Origin of the sequence: Gilliamella sp. B2911 (genome assembly GCF_026536965.1) — a bacterium.
GTDB classification, from domain to species: Bacteria; Pseudomonadota; Gammaproteobacteria; order Enterobacterales; family Orbaceae; genus Gilliamella; species Gilliamella apicola_E.
The window spans coordinates 1-18,190 of sequence record NZ_JAFNNA010000012.1; the positions used below are offsets into that span (position 1 = coordinate 1).

General features: G+C 39.0%; 12 protein-coding genes. 9 read left to right on the forward strand and 3 right to left on the reverse strand.

Annotation, left to right across the window (positions count from 1 at the left end):
• Positions 1-197 precede the first annotated feature (197 nt).
• The 6 genes from J3U27_RS09600 (at position 198) to J3U27_RS09625 (ending at position 11,469) form a co-directional block, all read left to right on the forward strand.
• The gene (locus J3U27_RS09600; RefSeq protein WP_267377344.1) at positions 198-1,526 is read left to right on the forward strand and encodes a hypothetical protein; all 1,329 of its coding nucleotides are present in this window, start codon (positions 198-200) and stop codon (positions 1,524-1,526) included.
• A gap of 813 nt (positions 1,527-2,339) precedes the next feature.
• Positions 2,340-3,665 carry a hypothetical protein gene (locus J3U27_RS09605; protein ID WP_267377345.1) on the forward strand — a complete coding sequence of 442 codons (1,326 nt, stop codon included), beginning with the start codon at positions 2,340-2,342 and terminating at the stop codon, positions 3,663-3,665.
• Positions 3,666-5,023: 1,358 nt separating this feature from the next.
• Complete coding sequence (locus J3U27_RS09610; protein ID WP_267377346.1) at positions 5,024-6,355, forward strand: hypothetical protein; 1,332 nt, start codon at positions 5,024-5,026, stop codon at positions 6,353-6,355.
• A gap of 911 nt (positions 6,356-7,266) precedes the next feature.
• The gene (locus tag J3U27_RS09615; protein WP_267377347.1) at positions 7,267-8,622 is read left to right on the forward strand and encodes a hypothetical protein; all 1,356 of its coding nucleotides are present in this window, start codon (positions 7,267-7,269) and stop codon (positions 8,620-8,622) included.
• A gap of 816 nt (positions 8,623-9,438) precedes the next feature.
• A complete protein-coding gene (locus tag J3U27_RS09620) occupies positions 9,439-10,773 on the forward strand; it encodes a hypothetical protein (RefSeq protein WP_267377348.1) in 1,335 nt (444 codons plus the stop codon).
• A gap of 195 nt (positions 10,774-10,968) precedes the next feature.
• Entirely contained in the window at positions 10,969-11,469 is a 501-nt protein-coding gene (locus J3U27_RS09625) for a hypothetical protein (RefSeq protein ID WP_267377349.1), read from the forward strand.
• A 350-nt stretch (positions 11,470-11,819) separates the two neighbouring features.
• Here the strand turns inward: J3U27_RS09625 and J3U27_RS09630 are convergent, their stop codons facing one another.
• Entirely contained in the window at positions 11,820-12,674 is an 855-nt protein-coding gene (locus tag J3U27_RS09630; RefSeq protein ID WP_267337517.1) for a helix-turn-helix domain-containing protein, read from the reverse strand.
• Between the two features lie 232 nt (positions 12,675-12,906).
• Between J3U27_RS09630 and fsa the strand changes: the two genes are divergently transcribed.
• The 3 genes from fsa to J3U27_RS09645 all read left to right on the forward strand — a co-directional run bounded on the left by fsa (position 12,907) and on the right by J3U27_RS09645 (position 15,077).
• Positions 12,907-13,569 carry a fructose-6-phosphate aldolase gene (gene fsa / locus J3U27_RS09635; protein WP_065734577.1) on the forward strand — a complete coding sequence of 221 codons (663 nt, stop codon included), beginning with the start codon at positions 12,907-12,909 and terminating at the stop codon, positions 13,567-13,569.
• A gap of 135 nt (positions 13,570-13,704) precedes the next feature.
• The gene (locus J3U27_RS09640; RefSeq protein WP_267377350.1) at positions 13,705-14,487 is read left to right on the forward strand and encodes a siderophore-interacting protein; all 783 of its coding nucleotides are present in this window, start codon (positions 13,705-13,707) and stop codon (positions 14,485-14,487) included.
• 2 nt (positions 14,488-14,489) lie between these two features.
• Positions 14,490-15,077 (forward strand): ACP phosphodiesterase, encoded by a 588-nt coding sequence (locus J3U27_RS09645; RefSeq protein WP_267377351.1) that lies wholly within the window; start codon positions 14,490-14,492, stop codon positions 15,075-15,077.
• A 52-nt stretch (positions 15,078-15,129) separates the two neighbouring features.
• Here the strand turns inward: J3U27_RS09645 and J3U27_RS09650 are convergent, their stop codons facing one another.
• Positions 15,130-17,163, reverse strand: a complete 2,034-nt coding sequence (locus J3U27_RS09650; protein ID WP_267377352.1) for a 3-hydroxybutyrate oligomer hydrolase family protein — start codon at positions 17,161-17,163, stop codon at positions 15,130-15,132.
• A 67-nt stretch (positions 17,164-17,230) separates the two neighbouring features.
• Positions 17,231-18,130 (reverse strand): HTH-type transcriptional activator IlvY, encoded by a 900-nt coding sequence (gene ilvY, locus J3U27_RS09655; protein WP_065734573.1) that lies wholly within the window; start codon positions 18,128-18,130, stop codon positions 17,231-17,233.
• Between the last annotated feature and the right edge of the window lie 60 nt (positions 18,131-18,190).

Below are 18,190 nucleotides of genomic sequence, written 5' to 3' on the forward strand. Positions count from 1 at the left end.
AACAGGCAACCTGGCCAACCTATCTTTTAAATTCGTCTAAGTCCAGCACCCAGTTTAAATTTTTCACTAAAACTTATTTTTCCACTCAATCAAGTGAAATTATGCGAATTTTCGCGCGATCGCTTCCGCGATCCTTTTTCGGATCCTGTTTTCGATCCTTCCGTTTTTTCAAATTATCCCGGCAGACTGTTTTTTTCTTGGCCTTTTTCCTTCCTTTTTCGGGTCACGCATTAACTTCACAGACAACTGCAAATCAGATACAGGGTACTCCGCCTTATCTGACTTTCGACGGTGGTCGTACTCGTGTGGTTGATGCTAACGGTTTGCTTGGGATTACGCTATCTAACGGAGCTAATTACACGCCTTCTAACAATTCATCATCTACAACCCCAATCGTCTTGCCCGTTGTGGGTCAGAGTTTTGCTGATATTCGTATGTTCGTTCCTACTGATACTAATTCAGTCGCTTTGAGTTCTCTTATCGGTCCACCTAATAATTATTGGGGGGATGATGATGGAGATTCTGGCGTTAGTGCTACTGGTCGTTTAAGTTTATCTATCGTCGATAAAAACAATGAATCGGTATCACGTAGTACCGTTCCAACAATTTGTAAGGCACCTTATAAGGTTAAGTTATCCAGTACTGATGGTACATTATCTACTCGTTACGGATTTCCTAATCGTAGTACTTTCAGTGCAAGTAATGTGACTTATTACGTCAATCCTAAGGCTTCGCCAGTGGTTTGTTTTGCCAGACCGGATATGTACTATAGTACAGGTCAATATGCTGGCCCTGCTTTAATGTGGGCCCCAGCTAAGGGTTTTCTCACACAAAAAACAGACCCTCGCTATTACGGTCAAAACTTTCCTACAACTGGTGCTAATGGATTGTACTTTGATTTACTCATTAGTGGTAGTAGTCAGCCATTGTCTTGGTCTCCTGTTTCTCTGGGTGGTATTACAGTCACAATGTCTAATCCTACTGCTACAAGCGTTCGTGTTACTTTAACTGGTCCTTACGCTACCGAATCCCAGCATAATTCTAGAAATCCTGGTCCTATTTCTAAACCTACTTTGCCTCAGACCTTCGAGTTGGTCGGTCGTGATACTAATGGTACTCCAGTCGTCAAATATGGTTTTACTTTAAAGCAGTGGTTCGTGAACCGTGGTTCTAAGCGGGACTATTATTCTAGTACATTATCTTGGTGTAATAGTCTTGGTTATCGTCTTGTTAAGGTAAAGGATTTAACCAACGTATATTGTCCTAACAACGGTTCTGACTGTTACGGTTCAGTCGGCGCCACCCCTTCCTCGCCGGGTAATCATATAATGCGTCATATAGATGCAGGTTTTTTCACGGAGTGGGGTCGTATGGGTGATTACTCTAGCGTTGGCTTCGTCAACAATTGGTACTGGACTAGTGACCCGATTGGTATTTTCCAGTTTGCCGTGAGCACGAACAACGGTTGCGTGTTTGGTGACCACTTCTACAGCGGCTACGACTACGGGCTTTGTGCCTATCCTTAGTTCTTATTCCTTCGTCCTTAATCCTTAGGGCGGGGGTGGGGGGGATAAAAAATAGTATTAAGCAATTAAAAGCAAGCTACGAGTCAACGTCGTTTAGCCATAAAAAAAGCGATTTTGCGGCTAAGCGACGCTTCAATTACCCGCTTCGGCGGGTTTATTTTTGAGGTATTTTATCTCAAAAAAAATTTGAGAAGCGGGGTTTTTGGGGTTCAAAATTTCACTTAAAAAGTTTTAAATGATCAAACTTACTAAATTTCTAATTCTAAGCCCTAAAATAAAATTTCCGATGATCTTTAATCATATTTTCAATGATTTGTAATGATAATATATCCAATTAAAACAATAGTTAATCAATTATAATTTAGATCCTTTTTAGATCCTATTTACAAAAGTTAACATAAATGAGCGAAAAAAAGTGTTGCATCGTGTTTTTCCAATCACTATACTTTTTACACGGTTTTAGCTAATAGGCTAAAATTTGACAGAAAAGTATAAAATTGTAAATTAATCAAAAAATTACTTGACAGGATAGTCTAAAATGCAATATAATTTTCAACAGCCAACAGCCAACAGCCAACCTGCCAAACCTATCTTTTAAATTCGTCTAAGTCCAGCACCCAGTTTAATTTTTTCACTGAAACTTATTTTTCCACGCAATCAAGTGAAATTCTGCGAATTTTCGCGCGATCGCTTCCGCGATCGCTTCCGCGATCCTCTTCTCGATCTTTTTTCCGATCGTTTTCCGGATCCTGTTTCAGATCCGGTTTTCGATCCTTCCGTTTTTCTAAATTATCCCGGCAGATTGTTTTTTTCGTGGTCTTTTTCCTTCCTTTTTCGGGTCACGCATTGACATCACAGACAACAGCAAATCAGATACAGGGCACTCCTCCTTATCTGACTTTCGACGGTGGTCGTACACGTGCAGTTGATACTAATGGTCTGCTTGGGATTACACTATCTAACGGAGCTAATTACACGCCTTCTAACAATTCATCATCTACAACCCCAATCGTCTTGCCCGTTGAGGGTCAGAGTTTTGCTGATATTCGTATGTTCGTTCCTACTGATACTACTTCAGTCGCTTTGAGTACACTTATCGGTCCTCCTAATAATTATTGGGGGGATGATGATGGTGATTCTGGCGTTAGTGCTACAGGTTCTTTAAGTTTATCTATCGTCGATAAAAACAATCAGTCTGTATCACGTAATTCCGTGTTAACAATTTGTAACGCACCTTATAGGGTTACGTTATCCAGTACTAACGGCACATTATCAACTCGTTACGGATTTCCTAATCGTAATACTTTCAGTGCCCGTAGTGAGACTTATTACGTTAATCCTAAGGCTGAGCCGGTGGTTTGTTTCGCCAGACCTAATTTGACTTTTGGTAGAGATGATTTTGCTGGTCCGTCTTCAATGTGGGACCCTGCTAAGGGTTTTCTCACTCAAGAAACAGACCCGTCACTTTACGGTAGAAACTTTCCTACAACTGGTGCTAACAAACTGTACTTTGATTTACTCATTAGTGGTAGTAGTCAACCATTGTCTTGGTCTCCTGTTTCTCAGGGTGGTATCACAGTCACAATGTCTAATCCTACTGCTACAAGCGTACGCGTTACTTTAACTGGTCCTTACGCTACTCCATCCCAGATTAGTTCAGCCAATCCTGGTCCTCTTTCCACTATTTCTTTGCCTCAGACCTTCGAGTTGGTCGGTCGTGATAGTAATGGTACTCCAGTCGTCAAATATGGTTTTACTTTGAAGCAGTGGTTCGTCCACCGAGGTTCTAAGGATGACGCTTATTCTAATACCTTATCTTGGTGTAATAGTCTTGGTTATCGAATGCCTAGCGTAAAGGATTTAACCAACGCATCTTGTTCTGGTAACGGTTCAAACACTCACTGTCGTGGTTTAGTCGGCGCCACCCCTTCCGCACCCCATAATGGTTACATGCGTCATATAGGTTCAGGTTTTTTCACGGAGTGGGGCAAAATGGATGATTATTCAGGCGTTGGATTCAAATACTTTTATTACTGGACTAGTGACCTGGCTGGTAGTAGCTGGTTTATCGTCGCCGCGGACAGCGGGTCTGTGGATTGGTATTACCTCTACCACTCCGGGCTTTGTGCCTATCCTTAGTTCTTATTCCTTCGTCCTTAATCCTTAGGGCGGGGGTGAGGGGTGATAAAAAATAGTGTTGAGTCATTAAAAGTAAGCTGACTCAAGGAGTCAACGTCGTTTAGCCATAAAAAAAGCGATTTTGCGGCTAAGCGACGCTTCAATTACCCGCCTCGGCGGGTTTATTTTTGAGGCGATTTTATCGCAAAAAAAGTTGAGGAACGGGGTTTTTGGGGTTTTAAATTCTGCAATGTTGTCTCAAATAAATAATTCCGCTTTAAGCTGTGGCGTTTTTTAGTAGCTGTATTTTTCCATTAAAAAAAGTTGAGGAGCGGGGTTTTTAGGGGTTCAAAATTCGCTTTGAAATATTGTCTAAAATAAATAATTCCGCTTTAAGTTGTGACGTTTTTTAGTGGCCGTTTTTTACATCAAAAAAAGTTGAGGAGCGGGGTTTTTGGGGTTCAAAATTCGCTTTGAAATATTGTCTAAAATAAATAATTCCGCTTTAAGCTATGGAGTTTTTTAGTGGCCGTTTTTTGCATCCAAAAAAGTTGAGGAACGGGGTTTTTGGGGTTCAAAATTCGCTTTGAAATATTGTCTAAAATAAATAATTCCGCTTTAAGCTATGGCGTTTTTTAGTGGCCGTTTTTTGCATCCAAAAAAGTTGAGGAACGGGGTTTTTGGGGTTCAAAATTCGCTTTGAAATATTGTCTAAAATAAATAATTCCGCTTTAAGCTATGGCGTTTTTTAGTGGCCGTTTTTTGCATCCAAAAAAGTTGAGGAGCGGGGTTTTTGAGGTTTTAAATTTCACTTAAAAAGTTTTAAATGATCAAACTTACTAAATTTCTAATTCAAAGCCCTAAAATAAAATTTCGAGGATCTTTAATCATTTATTTAAAGATTTGTAATTGTGATATCTTTAATTAAAACAATAGCCAATCAATTATAATCTAGATCCTTTTTAGATCCTATTTACAAAAGTTAACGTAAATGAGCGAAAAAAAGTGTTGCATCGTGTTTTTCCAATCACTATACTTTTTACACGGTTTTAGCTACGAGGCTAAAATTTGATATAAAAGTATAAAATTACAAATAAATCAAAAAATTACTTGACAAGGTAGTCCAAAATGCATTATAATTTTCAACAGGCAACAGGCAACAGGCAACCTGGCCAACCTATCTTTTAAATTCGTCTAAGTCCAACTCCCAGCTTAATTTTTTCACTGACGCTTATTTTTCTACTCAATCAAGTGAAATTCTGCGAATTTTCGCGCGATCGCTTCCGCGATCCTCTTCTCGATCTTTCTTCCGGTCGTTTTTCGGATCCTCTTTCAGATTTCGATCCTTTTCCGAATTATCCCGGCAGATTGTTTTTTTCGTGGTCTTTTTCCTTCCTTTTTCGGGTCACGCATTGACATCACAGACAACTAGGAATGCGATACAGGGTAGTGCACCTTATCTGACTTTCGACGGTGGTCGTACTCGTGCAGTTGATGCTAACGGTCTGCTTGGGATTACGCTATCTAACGGAGCTAATTACACGCCTTCTACCAATCCTTCATCTTCTTCAAGACCAATCGTCTTGCCCGTTGAGGGTCAGAGTTTTGCTGATATTCGTATGTTCGTTCCTGCTGATACTAATTCAGTCGAATTAAGTACACTTATCGGTCCTCCTAATAATTATTGGGGTGATGATGATGGTGATGCTGACGTTACTGCTACAGGTTCTTTAAGTTTATCTATCGTCGATAAAAACAATCAGTCTGTATCACGTAATTCCGTGTTAACAATTTGTAACGCACCTTATAGAATTAAGTTATCTAGTACTAACGGTACATTATCAACTCGTTACGGCGTTCCTAATCGTAGCACTTTCAGTGCCCGTAATGAGACTTATTACGTCAATCCTAAGGCTGGGCCGGTGGTTTGTTTCGCCAAACCAAGTACGTATCAATATGATTCTAGCCAAAATGGTCCAGCTTCAATGTGGGACCCAGCTAAGGGTTTTCTCACTCAAGAAACAGACCCGTCACTTTACGGTAGAAACTTTCCTACTACTGGTGCTAACAAACTGTACTTTGATTTACTCATTAGTGGTAGTAGTCAGCCATTGTCTTGGTCTCCTGTTTCTCATGGTGGTATCACAGTCACAATGTCTAATTCTACTGCTACAAGCGTACGTGTTACTTTAACTGGTCCTTACGCTACCACATCCCAGCAAAGTTCATCCAATCCTGGTCCTATTTCGAAACCTACTTTGCCTCAGACCTTCGAGTTGGTCGGTCGTGATACTAATGGTGCTCCAGTCGTCAAATATGGTTTTACTTTGAAGCAGTGGTTCGTCTACCGTGGTTCTGTGAAGAAAAATTATTCTAATACTTTATCTTGGTGTAATAGTCTTGGTTATCGAATGCCTCGCGTAAGTGATTTAACCAATGCATCTTGTCCTAACTTCTCTTCTTATAACTGTCGTGGTTCTGTCGGCGCCACCCCTTCCTCGCTGTATAATTGGTCTATGCGTCATATAGGTTCAGGTTTTTTCACTGAGTGGGGTCGTATGATCGATTATTCAGGCGTTGGCTTCCGCAGCGATTGGCACTGGACTAGTGACCCGAATGGTAGTTACCGGTTTGTCATGGACACACTCAACGGTACCGTGGATTCGGACTACAACCACAGCCTCCGCTCCGGACTTTGCTCCCATCCTTAGTTTTTATTTCTTCGTCCTTAATCCTTAGGGCGGGGGTTGGAGTGATAAAAAATAGTATTAGGTGATTAAAAGCAAGCTGACTCAAGGAGTCAACGTCGTTTAGCTATAAAAAGCGATTTTACGGCTAAGCGACGTTTGAATTACCCGCCTCGGCGGGTTTATTTTTTAGGTATTTTATCTCAAAAAAATTGAGGAACGGGGTTTTTGGGGTTAAAAATTCTGTTTTGAAACATTTTCTCAAATAAATAATTCCGCTCTAAATTATGGCGTTTTTTAGTGGCCGTTTTTTCCATCAAAAAAAGTTGAGGAGCGGGGTTTTTGGGGTTTTGAATTTCACTTAAAAATTATTAAATGCTCAAAATCACTAAATTTCTAATCCAAAGCCCTAAAATAAAATTTTTGAGGATCAATCGCTCTAATTCTAAAGATTTGTAATTGCAATATCTATAATTAAAACATCAATTAACTAATTATAATTTAGATCCCTTTCAGATCTTATTTACAAAAGTTAACGTAAATGAGTGAAAAAAAGTGTTGCATCGTGTTTTTCCAATCACTATACTTTTTACACGGTTTTAGCTACAAGGCTAAAATTTGACAGAAAAGTATAAAATTGTAAATTAATCAAAAAATTACTTGACAGGATAGTCTAAAATGCATTATAATTTTCAACAGCCAACAGCCAACAGCCAACCTGCCAAACCTATCTTTTAAATTCGTCTAAGTCCAGCACCCAGTTTAAATTTTTCACTGAAGCTTATTTTTCTACTCAATCAAGTGAAATTCTGCGAATTTTCGCGCGATCGCTTCCGCGATCCTCTTCTCGATCTTTTTTCCGATCGTTTTCCGGATCCTGTTTCAGATCCTGTTTTCGATCCTTTTCCCAATTATCCCGGCAGATTGTTTTTTCCGTGGTCTTTTTCCTTCCTTTTTCGGGTCATGCATTGACATCACAGACAACTAGGAATGCGATACAGGGTAGTGCACCTTATCTGACTTTCGACGGTGGTCGTACACGTGCAGTTGATACTAATGGTCTGCTTGGGATTACACTATCTAACGGAGCTAATTACACACCTTCTACCAATCCTTCATCTTCTTCAAGACCAATCGTCTTGCCCGTTGAGGGTCAGAGTTTTGCTGATATTCGTATGTTCGTTCCTACTGATACAAATTCAGTCGCTTTGAGTTCTCTTATCGGCCCTCCTAATAATTATTGGGGTGATGATGATGGAGATTCTGGTGTTACTGCTACAGGTTCTTTAAGTTTATCTATCGTCGATAAAAACGGTCAATCGGTATCACGTAATACTGTGTTAACGACATGTAATGGTTCTGCACCTTATAGGGTTACGTTATCTACTACTGACGGTACATTATCTACTCGTTACGGATTTCCTAATCGTAGTACTTTCCGTGAAAGTAGTGTGACTTATTACGTCAATCCTAAGCCTGATTCATCAGTTTGTGTTAGATTTGCTCGGCCTAACTTAAGGTTTGGTAAGCTTGGTGCAGATAGGGATCACCCATCTTGGGATTATGCTGGTCCGTCTTGGATGTGGGACCCTTATAAAGGTTTTATCCCTCAGTCAACTGACCCGTCACGTTACGGTAGAAACTTTCCTACTACTGGTGCTAATGGATTGTACTTTGATTTAGATATTAGTGGTAGTAGTCAGCCATTGTCTTGGTCTCGTGTTTCTCAGGGAGGTATCACAGTCACAATGTCTAATCCTACTGCTACAAGCGTTCGTGTTACTTTAACTGGTCCTTACGCTACCGAATCCCAGATTAATTCATCCAGTCCTATTCCTATTTCTAAACCTACTTTGCCTCAGACATTCGAGTTGGTCGGTCGTGATAGTAATGGTACTCCAGTCGTCAAATATGGTTTTACATTGAAGCAGTGGTTCGTGAACACTGGTTCTGTGAAGAAAAATTATCCTAATACATTATCTTGGTGTAATAGTCTTGGTTATCGTCTTGTTAATGTAAAGGATTTAACCAACGCGGTTCGTACAGAATCTCCTGCTATCTCTGGCACCACCCCTTCCTCATCTGGTAATTATTACCAACGTAGAATTGGTTCAGGTTTTTTCACGGAGTGGGGTCGTATGTATGATTATTCAGGCGTTGGCTTCGGCGACACTTTTTACTGGACTAGTGCCCCGACTGGTAGTAGCCAGTTTATCGTGGGCACAGACTACGGTTTCGTGGGTTCGAACAACACCTTCTACAACGGCTTCGGACTTTGCTCCCATCCTTAGTTCTTATTTCTTCGTCCTTAATCCTTAGGGCGGGGGTGGGGGTGATAAAAAATAGTATTAGGTGATTAAAAGTAAGCTACGAGTCAACGTCGTTTAGCCATAAAAAGCGATTTTGTGGCTAGGCGACGTTTGAATTACCCGCCTAGGTGGGTTTATTTTTGAGGTGTTTTATCGCAAAAAAAGTTGAGGAGCTGGGTTTTTGAAGTTCTAAATTTCACTTAAAAATTATTAAATGATCCAAATCACTAAATTTCTAATCCAAAGCCTTAAAATAAAATTTTTAAGGATCAATCGCTATAATTTAAAAGATTTGTAATTGCAATATCTTTAATTAAAACATAAGTTAATCAAATACCGGTTAGATCCTTTTTAGATCCTATTTACAAAAGTTAACGTAAATGAGCGAAAAAAAGTGTTGCATCGTGTTTTTCCAATCACTATACTTTTTACACGGTTTTAGCTACTAGGCTAAAATTTGACAGAAAAGTATAAAATTGTAAATTAATCAAAAAATTACTTGACAGGATTGTCACATATGCATTATAATTTTCAACAGGCAACAGGCAACAGGCAACTTGGCCAACCTATCTTTTAAATTCGTCTAAGTCCAGATCCCAGTTTAATTTTTTCACTGAGGCTTATTTTTCTACTCAATCAAGTGAAATTCTGCGAGTTTTCGCGCGATCGCTTCCGCGATCCTCTTTTCGAACGTTTTTCCGATCGTTTTCCGGATCCATTTTCAGAGCCTTTTCGCGATCCTTTTTCGGATCCTGTTTTCGATCCTTTCCCAAATTATCCCGGCAGATTGTTTTTTCCGTGGTCTTTTTCCTTCCTTTTTCTGGTCACGCATTGACATCACAGACAACAGCAAATCAGATACAGGGTACTCCGCCTTATCTGACTTTCGACGGTGGTCGTACACGTGCAGTTGATACTAACGGTCTGCTTGGGATTACACTATCTAACGGAGCTAATTACACGCCTTCTACTAATTTATCATCTACAACTCCAATCGTCTTGCCGGTTGAGGGTCAGAGTTTTGCTGATATTCGTATGTTCGTTCCTACTGATACAAATTCAGTCGCTTTGAGTTCTCTTATCGGCCCTCCTAATAATTATTGGGGTGATGATGATGGTGATGCTAACGTTACTGCTACAGGTTCTTTAAGTTTATCTATCGTCGATAAAAGCGGTCAAACGGTATCACGTAGTACCGTGCCAGAGATTTGTAATTCACCTTATAAGGTTACGTTGTCCAGTACTGACGGTACATTATCTACTCGTTACGGTTTTCCTAATCATAGTACTTTCAGTGCAAGTAGTGAGACTTATTACGTCAATCCTAAGGCTGCGCCGGTGGTTTGTTTTGCTCGGCCTAGCTTGTTGTATGGTAAGCCTAATGAGAATGGTTGGGGTGTGGATTTCCAAGGCCCAGCTTCGATGTGGGCCCCTTATGATGGTTTTATCCCTCAGTCAACTGGTCCATCATCTTACGGTAGAAACTTTCCTACAACTGGTGCTAATGGATTGTACTTTGATTTAGATATTAGTGGTAGTAGTCAGCCATTGTTTTGGTCTCCTGTTTCTCAGGGTGGTATCACAGTTACAATGTCTAATTCTACTGCTACAAGCGTTCGTGTTACTTTAACTGGCCCTTACGCTACTCAATCCCAGCATAATTCATCCTATCCTGGTCGTATTTCTAAACCTACTTTGCCTCAGACTTTCGAGTTGGTCGGTCGTGATAGTAATGGTACTCCAGTTGTTAAATATGGTTTTACTTTGAAGCAGTGGTTCGTGAACCGTGGTTCTGTGGAGAAAAATTATTCTAATACCTTATCTTGGTGTAATAGTATTGGTTATCGCCTTCCTAGCGTAAGGGATTTAACCAACGCTGTTCGTACATACGATGGAGTTATCTCTGGCGCCACCCCTTCCTCACCTGGTAATTGGTACATGCGTCATATAGGTTCAGGTTTTTTCACTGAGTGGGGTCGTATGCCTGATTATTCAGGCGTTGGCTTCGTCAGCAGTTGGTACTGGACTAGTGACCCGTATGGTAGTAACCAGTTTCTCGTGAACACCCCCTACGGTGACGTGGATTGGCACCACACCTACATCGACCACTACGGCCTTTGCTCCCATCCTTAGTTTTTATTTCTTCGTCCTTAATCCTTAGGGCGGGGGTGGGGGTAATAAAAAATAGTATTAGGTGATTAAAAGCAAGCTGACTCAAGGAGTCAACGTCGTTTAGCCATAAAAAAAAGCGATTTTGCGGCTAAGCGGCAAAAATGCTGGGCACCGAGGTGGTGGTTAAAAATATTGATATTAAAGGAGTAATATAAAATGAATATTGAAGACAAAATAGCGTTAAGTAAAAGTCCGGTTCAGTTTATTGCCGAAGGTAATTTTTTAAAGCTTTATAATCAATCATTATATGTGGTTGAGCAATTATTGGGTTTTAGCTTAAAGGTAACGGCAAAGTATATAAAAAAAATTGATGAAATTATTATTTGCGGTGGATTTCCTACCCGTTCTATTACTAAACGCTACCCCAATGCCAGCCCTAATTTAACGGGGTATGAGTTATTAGGTGATTATGATTTAAGTGGTTATCAATTATGGTACCAAAAGCATTGCCAAATACCGAAGCAAAAAACACCACAATCCCTTCTCACAACATCCCAAGAGTTAAACGAACAGTTAAACGAATTCCACGATATGAATAAATCCTTAACGGTTCAGCATCTATTATTTTTACAATCATGGCAGGCAAATAAATATCCTGCTATGGTAGATAGTGCGTTTATTCAGGCGTTGAAGAATTATTTTAGTGAATTGCATTAATAGCAGAGCACACTGTGCCTGATGGCGCTATCGGATAGGATTTATCAAATCCGCTGATAGAAAAAGGCTATAAATAAGGTCAGTATTTTTTACGCAGAGCTTAATGTTAAAGGTAAATCATCCACCTCAACTAGGGTGGTTTTTTAGTTTTTATCGAAAAAAGTTGAGGAGCGGGGTTTTGGGGTTCAAAATTCTGTTATGAAATATTGTCCAAATAAATAATTCCGCTATAGCGGTGGTGCTTTTTAGAAACTCTGTTTTTCTAATCAAAAAAAGTTGAGGAACGGGGTTTTTGGGCTCCTTAATTGCTTGCAATTAGAAACTTCTGTTTTACTTTCAATTAACTGAGTTTACTTTTCCGATAATTTACTATGATATTGCCGTCGATATTCAGTGGGTGTTCGTTCGGTTTTTTTTCTAAAAATTCGACAAAAGTAGTTACTATCTTTAAAACCCGCTTCAAGCGAGATTTCTTTGACGTTTAAGTCGTAATCTTTAAGTAGTGATTTTGCGTACTCTATGCGGATATGGTTGAGATATTCATTTAAGCCAATTTTGCCTTCGTTTTTGAATAGATAGGATAAATAGTTGGGTGAGATATAAAACATTTTAGCTAGAAATTCACGGCTTATATCTTCCCGAAAATGAGTATCAATATATTGGCGTATTGCTTCGAATAAGCTGGTGGTTTTTGATGCGGTTTTTATGTCAGCATTGAGTAAATCTAGGGTGTTACTAAGCAGGCTTTGAATCAAGTAGTAGCCGGTTTGAGTTTGTGGTTGATTTTGCCAAGTCAATTCAGATAGCGCTTGAATAATAAAGGTGCCAACTCGTGGACCTCGCCTTGGTATGTTGGTTTGTGCTAGTGGAATTAATTGGTTGCCGTCCCAATAAACAATGCTGATGCCAATTTGCTGTTTGCCAAATAAGATGTTTAACCAGCTGATTGGGGTTGTGCGGATAGGTTTGTTCCAACTATTAGCGGTAATATAGAGCAGATCATTAACTTCAAGTTGTTGTGTCATTATTTTGCCATTGCTGTCAGCCCATTGCATAAGCTGTTGACCTTCTATAATCACTTCGATCCTCGGAAAATCAACTTGATAAGCATGTAGCGGTGCCGTTTGTTGGTTATTGGCAAAATAGAGGTGGTTGATTTGTTGGTTAGTGAGCTGAGTTAATACGTTTTTTAGGGTTGTGGTCATATTGTTAGTAAACCAAGTAATGTGCAGTTGGTTTAATTATAGCTTGTGGAGTTAAAGTTGAAAAATTTATTTAATTTAATGTGTTATTAATTATTATTAAAAGTGTGATCGAGATCGCATTTTGCTATTTATCGTACAAAAGTCCAGTAAATAGAAATTTTGTCTTCTAGGCTTGAGTTAAATTTTTTTTTACTATGCTACTCATCAATTAAGCATTTAATTAGGAGTGGGTATGGAATTATATTTAGATACAGCCGATGTTGCAGCGATTAAGCGTTTAGCTGCAATTTTGCCAATAAAGGGGGTTACCACTAATCCAAGTATTGTCGCTAAATCGGGTAAGCCAATTTTTGATTTGTTATCTGAATTACAAGATTTGCTGGGTTCTGATAAGTTGTTATTCGCGCAAGTGCTTTCTCATAATGCTAAAGAGATGATTAAGGAAGCTGAACAACTTCGTAAAGTCATTCCATCGATTGTGACTAAAATCCCGGTTAATGCCGAGGGGTTGATGGCGATTAAGGAGTTGACCAAGCAGGGTATTCCAACTTTAGGTACGGCCGTTTATGGTGCGGGTCAGGGCTTTTTGGCTGCGCTTGCTGGTGCAAAATATATTGCTCCTTATGTCAATCGTATTGATGCCCAAGGTGGTAATAGTAAAGATACGGTTTATGAGCTACAAGCGCTGTTAGATTTGCATTGTCCTGAATCGATGGTGTTAGCAGCCAGTTTTAGAACGCCAAGACAAGCTTTAGATTGTATGCTTGCCGGTTGTCAGTCAATTACGTTGCCGGTGGATGTGGCGGAGCTGTTTATTTCAGATCCAGCCGTCGATGCTGCTGTGGTTAAATTCGATCAGGATTGGTGTGGGGCGTTTGGGGCCTTACGCTTTTAATACTTGCTATTGATTTAGATTCCACCCATTTAGGGTGGTTTTTTTCTCTTTCCCGCGATTAAAAATTCCCCTTTTTTATACCAATTATGTTGTATGATAGTGATGCGATATTAGAGGAATAGAAGAGAACACCAAATGCACGAAAAATCAAAAAAATACATTATTAATGCTTTATTGACAGTGATTAAAGTTGAAAGGCCGTCAGAGAGTTACTTTCGGTTACATTTTAGTTGTGATAAGCCTTTAGAAGTTAATCCAAATTGGATTTGCCCTCATTTAAAGTTGTTATTTGCTGATCCTTTGACTGGCAAAATTACTTTTCCGATGTTAGATGAAAATAATAAAATTTTAGTGAGTGATAAAGTTCGACAATTTGCTCGCAGTTATAGTATTCGGGCTTATGATGAGTCGTCCAATCAAATTGTGATTGATTTTGCGATTCACGACAGCGGTTTAGCGACGGTTTGGGCTCAACAGGCAAAAGTGGGTGATCAAATCGGTATAGTTGGGACAGCAGGTAAGTTAGAATTTGATAATCAATTTTTGATTTTGATGGGTGATGTGTCTTCTTTGCCAACCATCTGTTATACCCTTGAACATTTACCTGCAAATCATAAAGCAGTTGCTTTTATTGAGGTTAATCATAAGAGCGATATCGTTGAACTGCCATCTGATTTATCTGTTCAATGGTTGATTAAAGATGCCAATCATCCTAATCAATTAGTTGATGCGGTGATGAGTTGGGATTTGGGTCAGCAGGATAATCTATTGTTTTGGGGCGGGTTAGAGTGTTCGCTTGCTCGGCAATTACGTCAGGCCATTAAAGATAAATATGTCGATTTGCAACCTAGTTCGGTCCACATTACTAGTTATTGGCGAGAAGGTTTTGCTGAAGGGGAGTTTAAACATCGAGATTAGCCATGAATATTCTTGCACATTTACATTTGGCAACGTTGGCGAATAGTTCGTTGATTGGTAATACAGTTGCTGATTTTGTTAAAGGTGATGCTTATCGACAATATCCTAAAGAGATTGCCGATGGGATTATGTTGCATCGTAGGATTGATCGTTTGATTGATAGTTTTGCTGAAGTTAAGCAAGCTAAATTGCTTTTTCGACAATCACATCAACGTGTTGCACCGATCACCTTGGATATTATTTGGGACCATTTTTTGTCAAAATATTGGGCGGAATTTAACGCTAAGCAATCTCTTTCATCATTCAATACCTTTACTAAGCGACAGATTCAGCCTTATATCGCAAATTATCCTGTTGATTATCAAGATTTTATGGGGGCAATGTGGCGTGGTGAATGGTTGGTAAATTATGCCTCGGTGGATTTTATTGGTAACGTTTTAAACGGTATGGCAAAGCGTCGACCTAAACTCTATCTATTAAGCGATACCTTTATTGATTTTGAACAAAACTATACGCCACTCAAAACATTGTTTTTCGAGCTTTATCCTAAAATGTGTTCACTTATTAAGGTATCGAATATAGTTGATTAAATGACTATCGAATCGTATTTGATTTGTTCGATAGTCATTTGTGAATTTGATTTTATTGCGGAAATATAATTTTGCCATTATCGACAGTGATTAGATTGTTACTATCTGGAGTTTGCGATATTGGGACTAGATTTTCAGCCGTTGCTTGCGGTGCTTGACCAATAATTCCACCTCTAGCTTTGGTGCGTATAACTTGACTTTCTGGTAAATTAACTTGGTTGGTTAGATTTGCCCATAACCATTCGATAGCTTCTTCACCATAATAGTCAATCGGTAATAAGGTGTTGTCAAAAGGCGCTTTGCCATCAAGATAACTCGCATTTTCAACTTCAATATAACGAAGTTGCGACTCTTTTCCTTCAACTTTACTATTTAATGCAACATAAGGTCGAGATGTGTGGTCGATAAGTTGTTTAGGGTTGTTTTTACCATGAACAATAAAGGTTTTGATTTTATTTAAATTACCTGTTGCTTGGACTTCTTCTAACCCTTTAATTACACGAGGCTCTTTTATTTTTTCTCTTAAGCAAATAGCTCCTTTAGTGCCATAATCTATTTGATGTTCAATGGTAGAACTTGAAAACCATTCACGTCGAGGCGATGTGACATCTTTATTTTCAACTAGGTCAATCGCTGTGGCATCATGGTTGGCCCAGATTGGTAATTGGCCATTAGATAATCCCCAAATTTCGGCAAAATTGACTTGTTTTAGTGGTTTTACTTCACCAGAATTAAAATAGGGGTCCTGTTGAGTACTTGCCACTGAAAAGTCACACATGTTTTCAGTTACATCATATCGACCATAGGCGCTAATATATTTATAAGGGTAGGCAATTGATTCATTAAGATAGAAATAAGGTAATTGGATGCTCATTTCAGGCTTCCAACCATAATCATACAGTTTGTTCAATGCCTCTTTCGGTGTGCCGGTTGGTAGTATGTTGGCTTGTTTTAATGCATCACAACGGTTTTGTGAAAAAAGGTATTTAGAGGCTTCAGGGACGTATTTGTCCTGCTTATTGGGTTCAATTGCCGGTATGGCACAAGGAATATAAAGTGCCCCATAGGTACTGTAATCCGGTAGTGAATGATAGGATTTGTTTTCAATAGCGCTATCTTGGCGTGGCTGAATTTGTGGATTAACAGCCACTACACCATTAATTTTTCCCATCGCATCTGATTCAGCCATTTTAAGCGCAGCTGTCGCACCATCCTCTGCTCCATAGATTAATATAAGGGTATTTGATTCGGAGAAGCTCAATTTACCAGGTTCAGGGAATAGCTCATTTAATTCATACATAGCGAAAATAATTGAGAAGAAGTTATATTTTGACCAACTTGCTTCTTGATTTTGCTTTGAATGGAGCTGTTTTACTGCATAACGGTGCGGATTATTTTTGATAAACTCTTTTTGATTTTGGATAGTTGGCTTGAAGAGTATGTTGTCCTTAGCAACTTGACCATCAACAGTAAAGCCTTGTTCGTTGGTAATATCATAAATACCAGTACCTAAACCTTTGTCGTTATAAACTACTGCGCAGTTATGTTTAAGACCCCACAATCCACGGATTTGTATATCTTTGGCGTTATATAGTCCATCAGAACCCGAAGCCGGTACGGCAACAATACAGGGTTTTTTCTTATTAAAATCAACCGGAACTTGTAATAACAAGCCAACATTTTCATCTTTTATGGTGGCTAAAATCTCTGTGCCGGCAATTTTTCCGTCAAATAAAGGCGACAAATCCTCACGTTTAAATCCAAATAGCGAGCCTTCTCCCGTTTTTGTATCAATAAATCGATTTAGTTTTGCACGGCGCAATTCTTGGGGAGTTGGGTTTGATGGATCGGCATAATAGACCTTTTGGATCATTTTCGATAATGCAGTAAACCCCATTCCAGCGGTAACAAGATCATCACTTTCGCCATCATAGTAGTTTGAACTATGAATAACTAGCCAATGCGGTTTATAATTAATTGGGTTTTGCTTTGCAATATCACCCAATTCAGCACCACTAGGATTTGAGAATATTGTTAAAAAGAGTAAGGTGGATAACGTGCTTATTTTTTTTAATTTTATTGGCATTACATTCGTTCCCTACATTTCAATTAACTGCTATATACTAATTAACTACAGTTTATTATATTATTTTTTATTGAGTTGGTAAATTTGGGTTACTAATAGACCAAAATGCTGAAATAATTTTTTCTGATAATCGTCTTTTTTGTACACATATGCCAACATCAAACGGTTCCATTAAATTGGTTGACCATTCGGTGATGCGTTCTCTTACTCTTTCTGGGCTATTTTCCATTACTACTTTAGGCAATAAAGCCACGCCACAACCCAAAGCCACCATGGAGACAATGGCTTCGTGCCCAGCTACCGTTGCATAAATTTTGGGGCTGGTGATTTTTTGTTGTTTGAACCATAAATCTATTCGATGTCGGCTTGGGCCGTGCTCAGGCAATATGAATGGGATATTATGCCAATCTGGTGCTTTTTGATGCAATTTGTCACTGAATGAACTATTAAGTTTAGGTATGAGTAATACCATTTCAATTTCGCCTAATTTAATAAATTCAACACCCGATGGTAGTTGTTTGGGTTTACCTGCAATAGCTAAATCAGCTTGATGAGATTGAATTTTTTCAACAGCATCGGCTGCATCTCCCGTGGATAGTTTAATTTCTACTAATGGGTAGTGTAAGCGAAAACGATCAAGTATTTCAGGTAGATGGCTGTAAGCCGCTGTGACCGAGCAAAATAAGGTTAATTCACCAACTAATCGTTGATCGGCTTGGTCTAATTCTTGTTTTAATTGTTGGTGTAGATTAATGACTTGTTGGGCAAAGTGTTTTACTTTTTCACCTTCGTGGGTAATTTGAACTTGTCGGTTGTCGCGAATAAATAATCGATGACCAAATTGTTCTTCAAGGCGCTGGATCTGCCTTGAAAGGGTGGAAGGGCTTACATGCATAGCATCGGCACTTATTCCAAAATGACATGTATCACATAGATGTAAAAACAATTTTAAGTCACGAATATTCATATCTATTTAATTATTGAGAAATATTTAGCTTAGACACCGTTATAATTGATTAATTATATC

Excerpts from the sequence above, each read along its gene's own strand:
- J3U27_RS09640 (WP_267377350.1), top strand. The coding sequence starts at position 13,705 with ATGCACGAAAAATCAAAAAAATACATTATTAATGCTTTATTGACAGTG.
- fsa (WP_065734577.1), top strand. The coding sequence starts at position 12,907 with ATGGAATTATATTTAGATACAGCCGATGTTGCAGCGATTAAGCGTTTA.
- J3U27_RS09650 (WP_267377352.1), bottom strand. The coding sequence starts at position 17,163 with ATGCCAATAAAATTAAAAAAAATAAGCACGTTATCCACCTTACTCTTT.
- ilvY (WP_065734573.1), bottom strand. The coding sequence starts at position 18,130 with ATGAATATTCGTGACTTAAAATTGTTTTTACATCTATGTGATACATGT.
- J3U27_RS09630 (WP_267337517.1), bottom strand. The coding sequence starts at position 12,674 with ATGACCACAACCCTAAAAAACGTATTAACTCAGCTCACTAACCAACAA.
- J3U27_RS09625 (WP_267377349.1), top strand. The coding sequence starts at position 10,969 with ATGAATATTGAAGACAAAATAGCGTTAAGTAAAAGTCCGGTTCAGTTT.
- J3U27_RS09645 (WP_267377351.1), top strand. The coding sequence starts at position 14,490 with ATGAATATTCTTGCACATTTACATTTGGCAACGTTGGCGAATAGTTCG.